The 12,718-nt window shown below is 58.3% G+C and carries 14 protein-coding genes; 1 reads left to right on the top strand and 13 read right to left on the bottom strand.

All coding sequences use genetic code 11. The annotated features are described in order from the left end of the window. Position 1: 1 nt before the first annotated feature. Positions 2-1,501, top strand: a complete 1,500-nt coding sequence (locus tag HGP16_RS20065) for a mechanosensitive ion channel family protein (protein WP_312867329.1) — start codon at positions 2-4, stop codon at positions 1,499-1,501. A gap of 92 nt (positions 1,502-1,593) precedes the next feature. On the opposite strand, the gene HGP16_RS20060 is transcribed toward HGP16_RS20065, so the two are convergent. The 13 genes from HGP16_RS20060 to HGP16_RS20000 all read right to left on the bottom strand — a co-directional run bounded on the left by HGP16_RS20060 (position 1,594) and on the right by HGP16_RS20000 (position 12,714). After that, entirely contained in the window at positions 1,594-2,112 is a 519-nt protein-coding gene (locus HGP16_RS20060; RefSeq protein ID WP_168841764.1) for a Dps family protein, read from the bottom strand. Between the two features lie 43 nt (positions 2,113-2,155). Then, positions 2,156-2,338: a hypothetical protein gene (locus HGP16_RS20055; protein WP_168841763.1), complete on the bottom strand. Its 183-nt coding sequence runs from the start codon at positions 2,336-2,338 to the stop codon at positions 2,156-2,158. Positions 2,339-2,490: 152 nt separating this feature from the next. Then, positions 2,491-3,024: a hypothetical protein gene (locus HGP16_RS20050; RefSeq protein WP_168841843.1), complete on the bottom strand. Its 534-nt coding sequence runs from the start codon at positions 3,022-3,024 to the stop codon at positions 2,491-2,493. A gap of 50 nt (positions 3,025-3,074) precedes the next feature. After that, positions 3,075-3,755, bottom strand: a complete 681-nt coding sequence (locus tag HGP16_RS20045; protein WP_168841762.1) for a YoaK family protein — start codon at positions 3,753-3,755, stop codon at positions 3,075-3,077. Positions 3,756-3,864: 109 nt separating this feature from the next. Next, on the bottom strand, positions 3,865-4,845 hold the full coding sequence (locus HGP16_RS20040) for an alpha/beta fold hydrolase (RefSeq protein ID WP_168841761.1): 981 nt from the start codon (positions 4,843-4,845) through the stop codon (positions 3,865-3,867). 130 nt (positions 4,846-4,975) lie between these two features. Further along, positions 4,976-6,379 carry an alginate export family protein gene (locus tag HGP16_RS20035; protein ID WP_168841760.1) on the bottom strand — a complete coding sequence of 468 codons (1,404 nt, stop codon included), beginning with the start codon at positions 6,377-6,379 and terminating at the stop codon, positions 4,976-4,978. A gap of 53 nt (positions 6,380-6,432) precedes the next feature. Beyond that, positions 6,433-7,311: a glyoxalase gene (locus tag HGP16_RS20030; RefSeq protein ID WP_168841759.1), complete on the bottom strand. Its 879-nt coding sequence runs from the start codon at positions 7,309-7,311 to the stop codon at positions 6,433-6,435. Positions 7,312-7,440: 129 nt separating this feature from the next. Then, on the bottom strand, positions 7,441-7,881 hold the full coding sequence (locus HGP16_RS20025; protein ID WP_168841758.1) for a DoxX family protein: 441 nt from the start codon (positions 7,879-7,881) through the stop codon (positions 7,441-7,443). 11 nt (positions 7,882-7,892) lie between these two features. After that, on the bottom strand, positions 7,893-9,779 hold the full coding sequence (locus tag HGP16_RS20020; protein WP_168841757.1) for an amidohydrolase: 1,887 nt from the start codon (positions 9,777-9,779) through the stop codon (positions 7,893-7,895). 28 nt (positions 9,780-9,807) lie between these two features. Then, positions 9,808-10,074 carry a XapX domain-containing protein gene (locus HGP16_RS20015; RefSeq protein WP_168841756.1) on the bottom strand — a complete coding sequence of 89 codons (267 nt, stop codon included), beginning with the start codon at positions 10,072-10,074 and terminating at the stop codon, positions 9,808-9,810. 34 nt (positions 10,075-10,108) lie between these two features. Continuing rightward, positions 10,109-10,816, bottom strand: coding sequence for an alpha/beta fold hydrolase (locus tag HGP16_RS20010; RefSeq protein WP_205926468.1), 708 nt, complete (start codon positions 10,814-10,816; stop codon positions 10,109-10,111). Between the two features lie 123 nt (positions 10,817-10,939). After that, positions 10,940-11,596 (bottom strand): hydrolase, encoded by a 657-nt coding sequence (locus HGP16_RS20005; protein ID WP_168841755.1) that lies wholly within the window; start codon positions 11,594-11,596, stop codon positions 10,940-10,942. Positions 11,597-11,814: 218 nt separating this feature from the next. Beyond that, positions 11,815-12,714 carry a helix-turn-helix domain-containing protein gene (locus tag HGP16_RS20000; protein WP_246703395.1) on the bottom strand — a complete coding sequence of 300 codons (900 nt, stop codon included), beginning with the start codon at positions 12,712-12,714 and terminating at the stop codon, positions 11,815-11,817. Between the last annotated feature and the right edge of the window lie 4 nt (positions 12,715-12,718).

The following is a 12,718-nucleotide window of genomic DNA, read 5'->3' as shown; positions in this document are numbered from 1 at the left end:
CGTGATGCAATATCTCCTTGATCCTATTACGCAATTTTTGCTTCTCGTCGCCATTGTCGCTGGGGCGCACCGGCTGGCGCAGAGACATAGGGCTGTACGCTTTGCCATCGATGTCGCTTTTTTCGTTACCTTGACCACCATTCTGCTGGCGAACGGAGTGGCGCCCTATTCCGAAACGCTGACATCATCGGATCTCTGGCATCGCCTGTTCTATGGACTCGCAAAGACGATCTGGTGGCTCGGCGGGGCGATGATGCTCATCAGCAGCATCAGGTTGTTCCTGATCTTCGAGCGCCGCCCGCGCGAAGCGCGGTTCGTCCAGGACCTGATCGCCGGGATTATCTATGTCGGGGCGGCGCTTTCGGTGGTGGCCTATGTATTCGGCGTGCCGGTTGGCACGCTGATCGCGACATCCGGTGTCTTTGCGATCGTCCTCGGTCTGGCGCTGCAGAGCACGCTTTCCGATGTCTTTTCCGGCATTGCCCTCAATCTTGGTCGATCATACAGCGTGGGAAACTGGATCATTCTCGAGAGCGGCGTCCAGGGTCGCGTGATCGAGACCAACTGGCGGGCGACCCATCTGTCCAACGCCACCAACGATCTCGTCGTCATTCCGAACAGCGCGCTTGCAAAATCGCAACTCGTCAATCTCAACAGCCCCGATGAGACGCATGGCGTTACCATGTCGATCAAGCTCGCTCCGACGCGCACACCAGCGACCCTGGCGAGATTGCTCGAAGCGGTCACCCTGGGAAGCAATCATATTATGCGTGCTCCGGATCCCCTGATCTCGATCGTCAGCCTTACCAAGGAGGCCATCGAATTCGAGCTGGCCTTCCGGCTCCGCGACATATCCGAGACGACGGCGGCGAAGAATGAGATCTACGACCTTATGTACCGACACATGCTGGCGGCGGGGATTCCGCTTGCAAGCAATGGCATGTTCGGTACAGCGCCCCCGCCGGCGGCAGCGACCGGCTCAGAGGGAGAGCTCGAGACCCCATTGCGGCTCATGGCGATGCTGTCACTCTTTTCCGGACTCACCGACAAGGAGCGCGAAACGCTTTCGAAAGCTGCCTTCCGGAGAAGCTACGCCAGAGGGGCGGAGATTATCCCACAGGGAGAGCGTTCGCCCGCTTTGATGCTCATTGAAAGTGGCGTCGTGCATATCATCCGCCAGGAGAATGGTCGGGACATCGAACTCAACCGACTTTCGCCTGGCGATTTTTTCGGAGAGCGCGGCCCGCTGATCGGCGCGGAAGAACCCGGTCGTATTGTTGCGCTGACGCCGGTCGTTGCCTGCGAGATCGGGAGAGATCAGCTTTGCGAGGTCCTGCGGGAGCGCCCAATTTTGGCTGACGATATCGGCGCAACGCTCGCTGAAAGGCTCGAGCAGGAAAGGCATCTGCACGGGGATGGCACCACACCATTGCAGCATGCGCAAACATTGACCAACCGCATCCGCCAACTCTTCCAGCTTTCGCACGCAAGCTCGGCCTGATCGAAGATAATCGGATGCGTCTGAGGCTCCCCCTGCGATCACGAGCCGGCCTGCAGATGCGCATGTCATGGGTACATCTGCAGGCCGGTTGCTCAGGCGTTGGTGTTGCGGAGGATTTCGAAAAGGAACCACACGCGGCGCTCACCCTCATCGATCCAGTTTTCCAGGAGGCTCGCAGTGGCGACATCGTTATACTCGTCGCATGTGTCGTGCAGGGCATGCATGCTGGCGACGAGCGCGCCATTGTCGTCGCGAAGTTCCGCAAGCATCTCATGCGGATGGACGAAGTCGGCATCGTTATCCAATATACGCTGGCGGCGGGCGATATCACCGATCGAACGAAGAGTTCCGCCACCAAGCTTGCGGACCCGCTCCGCGAGCGGGTCGGTCATAGCGAAAAGCTGCTCCCCGTGCTCGTCGAGCATCAGATGATAGTCGCGGAAGCTCGGCCCTGACATGTGCCAGTGAAAGTTCTTGGTCTTGAGGTAAAGGGCAAAGACATCGGCAAGCAAGGTGGTGGCCCCGGCGGATATGTCGGTGACCGCCTCCTGGCTGAGCCCGGTAGGCGTTCTGAGTGGAGCCGTGCGGCGCGATTTCACAGATTCGTCCATCTTTCCAATCTTTCGCGAAAAGTTTCAGCAGTAGATTTTGATGTTATTCATAACGGCCGGTGGCCGGTGTATCGCTCGCGGGAAATGTATCCAGCAAGGCCTTGTCGAGGCGTTCTTCCGCAGCCGGTTTGATGGCGACGGGAAGTTCGAGGCAAAGATCTTCCATTTCCGGGAGGCTCTCTTTACCGTCGCGAACATCGGCGTCGGTTCTCTTTGGCTCGATCATGGGAAATACCCTTCTCAACGATCATCATTCCGTTGAGCGCGAACTGTATCGGACACCGAAACTCGTCACCCTTGGAGCAAGGTCGTAGATGCGCCTGACTGCCAACGTTCACATCTCTCCGGAATTTGACGACAGTATCTGTTCATGCTCGATCAGTGTCCGCGCTTTTCCCTCGCACGCTTCGCAATGCTCTCGGCAAACAGGGGCGTCTCGCCCTTGTTGTGATTGGACGATGCTTCCGAACGGGCCTTTGCGGCGTCTGCGAAATTGATGTTGTATTTCTCGCAATAGGCCAGAAACTCGTCGGTGGCGAATGCGCGAACGTGGTTCGTGTACTCGCAATGCTCAGCGTCGATCGGCGTGACGCTGAGTTCCCAGATTACCTGCACCTTCGTGCGACCATGAGCGGCCATCACATCGGAGATGGATACCATCTTGCAATAATTGGGTTCAGCGATCTCGGCGACATAATGCTGGATCACCAGGCTTCCGCCGATCGTTTCCACATTGATCGACATCCGGCGGCCGTCGTCCGTCCAAGTGGCACCAGCGGCGATGTGGTCGGGGGAGCAACGCTGATATTCTGCATCGGGTAAGTTGAACAGCCAGTCAGCGATATCGACCTTGTCGGCGCCAACATTGATGATATGACTATAACTGGAATCGGACATCTGACGATCAGACATTTTATACTCCTGGGGTTTGATGGATGCTGCGTTTCCGCGATACATGCCAATTAATCGCCTTCGGGCGTTTCGACGTGGGCAACGAGCGCCAGAGCCGCTAGGACGGCAGGGGCGACAAAACTCCAGACGGGCGAGAGAATGAACGCCAGCGCCGCGATGGCGCAGCCCAAAGCGAAGACGACAACGGCGAGCACCATCCGCTTCAGACGTGAGTAAGCTGCAGCCGTACTCTCCGAATGCCCACCCATGGTGATATCGGCAAGGTCGAGCATGATCTGAGTCGTCGTTCCGGTCATCAAGGTCGACGGAGGAGACTTCGCCAGATGAACGCGATGAATGCCATTCTGCACCGCCATGGCGGCAACAAGGACCATGCCGATTGCGAAGGCCGTCGAATTGTTCGGATCGCTGAAGGGCCCGTCCGTCAATGCGATCGCCGCGGCGATGATAAGCAATATCAGCTTGACGACGAGAAGAGGACGCAGGACCGGTCGACCGCTCCGCTGCAGCGTCAGCCCGACAATACGTGATGCGAATACGACCACACAAAAGACCGGGAGTGCGAAGAGCTTCGACAGAGTAGCTCCCATGCCCATCGCTATCGACGCCCCCAAAGTCACGAAATTGCCCGTGACATGGGCGGTGAACAATCCGCCGAGCGCCAGGAAGCCGAGAGTGTCGACATATCCCCCGTTGAAGCTGAGAAGAACAGGAAGTGGGATGGCTTTCATTAAACGAGCCTCTTGGGAACTTTGGTGGAGTGCTTCGGGACGTCGAGCACTGCATCAATAAAGGGCCTGCCGCCAGCCTCTAGCTTGGCGGCAGGCGGAATCGTGCTCCTCAGGCCTTGATGAAGGCGAGCAGGTCCGGATTGATGACGTCGGCGTGGACCGTCAGCATGCCGTGCGGGTAGCCCTTGTAAACCTTCAGGGTACCGTTCTTGAGAAGCTTGACGGAGAGCTCAGCAGAATCGGCGATCGGAACGACCTGGTCGTCATCACCATGCATGACAAGGGTCGGAACGGTGATCTTCTTGAGATCTTCGGTCTGATCTGTTTCGGAGAAGGCCTTGATGCCGTCGTAATGAGCCTTGGCGCTGCCCATCATGCCCTGGCGCCACCAGTTTTGGATCACGCCCTGATAAACGGTCGCGCCCGGACGGTTGAAGCCGTAGAACGGGCCGGTGGGGAAGTCGAGGAAGAGCTGCGTGCGATTGTCGGCGACTGCCTTACGGATGCCGTCGAAAACTTCCATGGGCAGGCCGCCCGGATTGGACTCTGTCTTCAGCATCAACGGAGGAACGGCGCTAACCAGAACAGCCTTGGCGACACGGCCCTGCGGCTGGCCGAACTTGGCAACGTAGCGAGCGACTTCACCGCCACCCGTCGAGTGGCCGATATGGACGGCGTTCTTCAGGTTCAGATGTTCGGCGACCGCGGATGCGTCGGCTGCGTAGTGATCCATGTCATGACCGTCGCTGACCTGCGAGGAGCGGCCGTGACCACGGCGATCATGAGCGACGACGCGATAGCCGTGCTGGACGAAGAATAGCATCTGGGCGTCCCAGTCATCCGAAGACAGCGGCCAGCCGTGATGAAAAACGATCGGCTGGGCATCCTTCGGACCCCAATCCTTGTAAAAGATCTGTACGCCGTCTTTGGTTTCGACGAAGCCGGTGGTCATGGGCGGTGTTCCTTTAATCTTTGCAGGAGTGGTGGCAGAAAAGGCAAGGGATGGCATGGCGATCGCAGCGGAAAGGGTTGCGCCGGCCAGCAATGTTTGCCTGCGGGAAAACATGAGCTCGTTCGGGTTGTCAGACATCTTGGTAACCTTTGCGTGGACGTTGACTTCATAGCTCGCAAGGAGCCGCCGCCTCTTGTCCGATGCTCGTGTCATTTGGACAAAGCTCAGGTCGCCGAAGGCCGGCTTTTGAGGCTGACGAAAAAACCGGTCACCAGGCGAAGCTTAGCTGAGCGCCAAGATAATTGCCGTTGTGACCGCCAGCCTTGCGGATGGCGTCGCCAATCTCATAGTGCACCGCCTCGATCGCGCCTGTCAGATTGGCATTAAAGGCGTAGTCGAGCCTGATCTGCTCATAGGCTCCCGACCACGCGCCGCCGTGACCCGCTGTTCCTGCGAGTGGCTGGTTGGGCTGGACGTAAATCGCATCTGCCGTGGTTTGCCGCCACTGAAGACCAACGGCCGCCATCAGCGTCATCTTGTCCATTGGCTTTACTGTGATCGAAGGTTTGAGGTGTATGAGGTTTGAATAGCCGGTATAGCCGGCGAGCGTGAAATAGTAGCCATTGGGGAAGAGAGGGTTGAAGGTTCCGACAGTGCCGTCGCCAGGGCTGCGGTCGCCTGAGGCCATATCGAACTGTAGACCCAGCCGTGGGGTCCAGGAAGCATCCTCGAAAGTGTACCCGCCGCGCGCGCCGATCGCCCAGGCTCGAATATCCTTGTCGCCGACAGAACCCAACTGCCCCATTCCCTCGAGATCCCAATCGAGACCACTCGAACTGCCGGCGAACCGGGTGTCGAATATATGCCGGTCTTCATCTCCAGATCCATCGAGGTAATGTGCATTGCGCTTCTGATAGAGCGAGTAGTAGGCGGAGAGTTCGTTGGTTCCCAGAACCTGCCGTTCCACGCGCAGCGTGCTGAAGCGGAAGTCGCCGTTCGACGTATCATCGAATGCGTCGTCGTTTCGATATTGGACCGGCTGGCTGACAAAGCCGATGAAGCGCCAAGGCCCTGTTTCCCAATTCGCCCAGGCGGCATCGAAGGATTGGCGCACATTCGGCCCGTCGCGCGAGGAGACGAAGCGTTGAAGGTCGAATGCGAAATCCTGCCGGCCAACTCGGGCCTTGAAGGTGCCGGCATCGAAATCGTGCGAATAGGCGACGAATGCCAGCCTTAGGTCCATTTTGTCGGCGTCGGCGGGACCAACAGACTCTTTGCCGAACGCACGGTCATCTTCGAACTGGGTGAATATTTGCCAGTCATTGAACAGATGCAGATCGATGTGAAATTGCGCCCGCTGGATCAGATAGCTATCGCGCTCGACGCCGCCGATTCCGAAGCTTGGGGCATTGTTTGTCTCGAACCGTTCTCGCAAATTCGCGCCGAACGATATGTAGGTTGCCGGATCACCAGGCGAAAGCGGGAGATATTTCAGGCGATCGAGCGGCCGCGTCCTGAGAACGGGCTCGGCCAATGCAGACCAATCTTCCTGCCAGCGACTGCTCTTGATCGCAGGCCATTTGGCGGGTGCGGCTGAGTCAGCAGCGATTACCGCCGTCGCCGAAAAGGCCAGCAATACGGCCGTTGAAACCAGATATCGTTCGATCGTCATTACGCACTCTCCAAGATCGAGCGGCCGCGCCGGACGCGGCCGCTGCACTGTCGTCAGTGCTTGGCAACGGAATGGATCTCCGCGACGTAGCCGCCCGGAAATTCCACCATGGCGGCCCGACGATCGCCTGACTGAGAGGGTTCGACGAGGATCTTGACGCCTGCGTCCTTGGCCTTTTGCAACGTGGCATCGAGGTCGGCCACTTCGTAGCCGGTCATTTCGTAGCCGTAGGGGAAGGGTAGATGTCCGTCGGTAGCAAGAACTGTCATTTTGCCGAAATCAGATTCGATGCGGATCCGATGGAAGGTGCTATCGGCGCGGCCGATTTCGACTCCGGGAGCCTTTTTATCGTCGGATACGACCTTGCCATGGGCGAAGGTGGTGAAGCCCCGCACGAAGGCAGCCACCGCATCAGGCGATACGTAGACACGATTTTCGGGGACGGTTTCGAACGCCGCATAGTTCGGCTTCGTGTTGTGCCAATAAAGCTGCATGTTGACACCACCCGGCCACTGGATGACGGCATCACGGCCGATCGGGTCAGGGAAAGGCGCAACAATGACGTCGGCACCGGCCTTCCTGGCCGCGTTGACGGCCTTGTCGAGATCGGTGACGAGATAGCCAGTGCGTTCGGCGCCAAAGGGATAGGGAATTGGTGTCTTGAAGCCGAAAAGCGAAACTGTACCGGCGGGCGTCTGCAGGAGTTGCGAGGTCGTGCTGCTCGGTGTCGGCGTAACGTTTGCAACGACCTGTTTGGTGCTGGTGCCACCGAAGGTGGCGAGAAAGCCTTTGACGAAGCCGTCTACATCAGCGGGCGCGACATAGACGTGAGTGGTATCGTACTGCGGCGCGACCGCAAACTGGGATATCGCCCATACTGGGGTGCCGGAAAAAGCGACTAGGGCGGCGAATATCAGAGAACGGCGAATCATGAAGGTCTCCACGTTGGTTGCGGCGACAAGGCCGCGGAGGCCGTGTCGCTTCGATAGAAAGGCGTGCTTAGTAAGCGACCGGCGCGCGTCTCGGGCCTCTGCCAAGACCACATCTATAGCCGGCCTCCCTCAAGTTTGCCTGGTTCGTCCTTCGGTGAAATCAAGCCAGGCGACGAGCAGGAAGCCGCCGACAAGGCCGAGATGTTCGAAGAAAGAATTGGCCGCCATGAAACGCTCCATCCCGGGCGGCAGCTCCCAGAAACGCAGCGCCAGAAAGGTGGCGAGCAGCGTGAAGGCGCCGAGCGCAAGCGCGCCGAGCCAGCGAAAGAAACCGGCCAGGATCATCAGCGAAGCGACCAGCTCCAGAATGATCACCAACATGGCGAAAGGAGCCGCCGGCGACAGGCCGAAATGCGTCATCTCGCCGATGGCGCCGTTAAAATCCGTCAGCTTGTTAAGGCCGCCCTGGAGATAGGCGGCGCAGAGACCAAGATAGGCGATGAAGCGCATCCAAGGCGTCCCGAATACGGGACGTACAAAGCTCACAAGTTTCGTTTCCAGGAAATGCATTCCGTTTCTCCTCAAACCGCCCAGCATGAGCAGCCGAGCGCGCCGAAGAAGCCCTTAAGGTCGGCGATCGGCAATTTCGACGTCCAGGCGTTGGCATGGGCATGACTGTGGACATTGCAGTCGTTGGTGCAGCCGCATGAGGCGATCAGGCGGCGATGCAGGGAGTTCTTGCCGACACCCTCCGGCTCACCCCAAGCGGCGTAGCCCTTGAAGCTGCGTACCGGCGACCAGTCGGGCATGGCGGGCGGGACTTCATTTTCGTCGAAATCGGCAAATTCGCCGGCTCCGTAGACGATCTTGCCGCCAGCCATGGTGAGTTCGGAGGTCAGGAAGGAAATCTCATCCTCAGCACAGGCAAAAAAGTCCTTGTCCGGTACAATGAGATCGGCGAACTGGCCCTTCTCGATGCGACCCTTTTTGCCTTCCTCATTGGAAAACCAGGTGACGTTCTCCGTCCACATGCGCAGCGCCGTCTCTCGATCGAGGCAGTTGGCACGGGGGCAAAGCTGCATGCCGCCGACGGTCTTGCCGGTGATCATCCACGAAAGCGAGACCCACGGATTGTAGGAGGCGACACGCGTCGCATCCGTGCCGGCGGAGACCTTGACGCCCTTTTCCAGCATACGGGCGATCGGCGGAGTGGCCTGCGCGGCGCCGTGACCATATCGCTCGACGAAATATTCGCCCTGGTAGGCCATGCGATGCTGTGTCGCGATGCCGCCACCGAGCGCCGCGATACGGTCGATCGAGCGCTCTGAGATCGTTTCGGCATGATCGAAGAACCAGTTGAGGCCCTCGAGCGGAATATCCTGATTGACCTTTTCAAAGACGTCGAGCGCGCGGCTAATCGTCTCGTCATAGGTGGCGTGCAGACGCCAGGGCCAGCGGTTCTCAGCAAGGACGCGGACGACTTCTTCCAGCTCGCCCTCCATCTCCGGCGGCATATCCGGGCGCGGCTGGCGAAAGTCCTCGAAATCCGCGGCGGAGAAGACCAGCATCTCACCGGCGCCGTTGTGGCGGAAATAATCGCTGCCCTGCTTGTATTTGACCGAAGCGGTCCAATTCAGGAAGTCTTCCTTCTCCTGTTTGGGCTTCTGGGTAAAGAGGTTGTACGCCAGCCGAACGGTGAGCTGATCTTCATCGGCAAGCTTCTGGATGACGGCATAGTCATCAGGATAGTTCTGGAAGCCACCACCGGCATCGATGACGCCGGTCACGCCGAGGCGATTCAGCTCGCGCATGAAATGCCGGGTGGAATTGACCTGATAGTCGAACGGCAGCTTTGGTCCCTTGGCCAGCGTCGAGTAAAGGATACCGGCGTTCGGCTTTGCCAAAAGAAGGCCGGTCGGGTTGCCGCTGGCATCACGGGTGATCTGCCCTCCGGGCGGCTCGGGTGTGTCCTTCGTATAGCCGACGGCGCGCAATGCCGCACCGTTCAGGAGCGCCCGGTCGTATAGATGTAGCAGGAAAACGGGTGTGTCGGGAGCAACCGCGTTGATTTCCTCGATCGTCGGCAAACGCTTCTCGGCGAACTGGTGCTCGGTGAAGCCGCCGACGACGCGCACCCATTGCGGCGGCGGCGTGATCGCCACCTGCCGCTTCAACATGTTCATGGCATCGGCCAGCGAGCGCACGCCGTCCCAGCGCAATTCCATGTTGAAGTTCAAACCGCCACGGACAACATGGGTATGGTTATCGATGAGGCCGGGAAGCACGCGCTTGCCCTTAAGGTCGATCACCTTCGTATTTGGACCCCTGAGCGCCATGATCTCAGCGTCGTGGCCAACGGCCAGGAATTTACCGTCCTTGATGGCCACGGCCGTTGCCGATGGGTTGGATCGGTCAAGCGTCTTGATCAAACCGTGGTGCAGGACCAGGTCAGCGGTCGCATTTTCCATTGTCTTCGCTCTCGATTGAAAAGGGAGGTTAGGCCTTATCGGAAGCCACATCGGTGGGCTTGCCGCCCTTCGGCAGGTGACCGAACATATGCGGCTTGATCTGGTGCATCCAGGAGACGGCGGCCGGTTCCTTGTTGAGGAGCGTCTTGGCGAAGGGAATAATCTGCTCGCCGACGAGGATGCCTAGAAGGCCAATAAGAGCAATGACTGGCGGCGCCGGCGAACGGACGTTCAGCAGACTATAGACGATGCCGACGAGCAGGCCGGCTGCCAGGGAATACAGATAGATTCTCATGGTTAATTATCCTTTTGGATTCAATGCCTTGGTACTAGCCCGCCGATACATCGGAAACCGCTTCGAGGATGACGGAAGCAACGGCCTCCGGTTGCGAAAGCAACGACATATGGCTGGCCTTGAGTTCGATCGTGCAAGCACTCAACTTCTTCGCCAATTCGCGCTGGAGCTCTACGCTGACCGCCCGGTCTTCGGTTGAAATCACGTACCAGTTCTTGCGGTCCGTCCAAGCAGCCTTACTCACCTTGTCGGAGAACGTGCCGGCACCGAGCGGCGGCTGGGTAGCCGCGAGAACCCGTGCATCCTGTTCCGGAAGATCCTGCGCGACAGCGTTGATCCAGCCGCTCACGCTCATCATGTAGCTGCCGCTGCGGTCAGAGCTCACCTCCCCTAGGCCGGGGGGCGCAGGGTGAGCGGCGACTTGATCACCCGTTGATTGGCCAACATCCGGTGCGAAGGCCGCCACAAAGACCAAAGCCTTGACCTTCGGGTCGTCCCCCACTTCGGTAATGACCGTTCCTCCCCAGCTATGACCGGCGAGAACGACAGGTCCATCGATCTCGTTCAGCACATGGCGGGTTGCCTCGACATCCGCCGACAAAGATGACGTCGGATTCTGCACGGCGACAACGGAAACGCCTTGCTTCTGCAAAAGGGGAATAACGGATCGCCAGCTCGATGCATCTCCCCATGCCCCATGCACAAGGATGACGGTCGCGCTATTCGATGGTGAAGCGGTCATGGTGAACTCCGTGCACATGACAGAAAGGAAATGGCGGGCACCGTGGCGCAAAGGCGAGTGCACCACGGGAGAGATCGAAGAGCTGGCCGCCGCATCGCGTGAGTACGAGCGGCCATTCAGTTATCAATGACCTTCGGACGCGCCGAACATCGTCTTTGCGTAGATGATGCCGAGGCCGTAGGCGCCGCCGAATTTCTTGGCGATGCCGGTGGTCATGTCGTAGGTCTCTGTGCGCGCCCAATCACGCTGAAGCTCGAGCAGGTACTGGAGCGACGTCATCGGCTGAGCGCCGGCCTGAACCATGCGATCCATCGCCCGGTTATGGGCTTCGTCGGAGACGTCGCCGCAGGCGTCAGCCAATACGAAGACTTCAAAACCCTGCTCAATGGCCGACAGGGCCGGGCCGACGATGCAGACGCCGGTCCACAGGCCCGAAAGCACAATGCGCTTTTTGCCGATGCGGTTGATCTCCTCGATGACGGATGCATCTTCCCAAGTGTTCATCGAGGTTCGGTCGAGCAGCTTCTGGCCAGGAAACGCGTCGGTGATTTCCGAGAACATCGGACCTGAGAAGCTCTTTTCGGCAACTGTGGTCAGAATGGTAGAAACACCGAAACCCTTGGCGCCATGGGCGACGAGAGCTGCATTGTTCCGGAGATTGACAGCATCGATGCTCTTCGTCGCAAAAGACATCTGCGACTGAAAATCGATCATGATCAGCGTGTGGTCTTTCGGAGTAAGAAGCTTCGAGCCCGGCGTCGGTGTCGCGCTTACGGTCATTGTGTTTTCCTCAAAAGCGTTGAGCTGAATTGCGTTGACGGAGCGGATGATGCCCGCTGCGGAAGCAATCTTCTTGTCGCTTAAAAGGATGGTTTGGATGTTCGGACTGTTTCGGCGGCCGGATATCAAACGGCGCCGAAAAGGAGACGAGCCCCTGCTCGAGACGGGATCTGACGGGAGGATTTAGCCAGAATGCGAGCTTCGGGCTGGCTGCGATTTTACGGGGTTTTATCGCCGAGTTTCAAACGCTTCTGCCGACGCCAGTTGCCTGGCGGGTCTCCTGCAATATCCGAAAACACCCGTGTCAGGTGGCTCTGATCGGCGAAGCCGCATGTTGTGGCGATCTGTTGAATTGAAAGGTTCGAAAGCAGCAGATCTTTAGCCTTTGAAACCCGATACTCCATGACCCAGCGGTACGGCGTCCGGCCGAACGTTTCCTTGAACGCTCTGTTGAAATAACTGCGGGACAGGCCGCATATCTCGGCAAGTTCAGTGATCGAAACCTGCGCGAAGGCGTTCGTCGTCAGGAATTCCAGCACCCTTTTTTCCTGCCATGGCGCCAGAACGCCATTCCTCTTCGTCGGAAAATATTGGCTTGCATAGGTATGGGTCAAATGCGTCAGCAAGACCAGACTGATCTGCTCAAAGAAGAGCTGGTTAGCTTCATGTCGATTGACGAGATATGGCAAGACAGCCTGAGCAAGGCCAAGAATGACGTCATCCCTGGTGCCGGACCTGCAATCGAACCCGTCGAATTGCGGGCGGCCGATATCCTCCAGAAAAGAGCGTACAAATGATAGCGGGATATTGAACCGCAAATTGTCGAATGAGGAGAGATGATGGCACTGCCATTCATTCCTCAGATCGGTGATGGCGATCGCCCCTTTTGGATGCCCACCTTCAAAAATGAGCTCGTTATTTTTCCAGAGCCGATGCATTCGAAAATCGGCCAACTGGATGATAACGGAAACCGCGTCATCGCGTTTGCTCGGCGGAGCGATCGGAAGATCGTCCTTGTCGTAGCACAGGCGCGTAATCGTAATAGCCGACGCCTTCATCGTCCACCGGCTGGGAACAGGCGTTCTGGGCAGGTTATCGCCCTCCGATTCTCTTGCCAATGTC

The sequence above is a fragment of the Rhizobium sp. P40RR-XXII genome, from assembly GCF_012641405.1.
Lineage (GTDB): Bacteria > Pseudomonadota > Alphaproteobacteria > Rhizobiales > Rhizobiaceae > Rhizobium.
The sequence above is the reverse complement of the archived record's forward strand: the minus strand, read 5'-3'. Positions and strand labels throughout refer to the sequence as shown.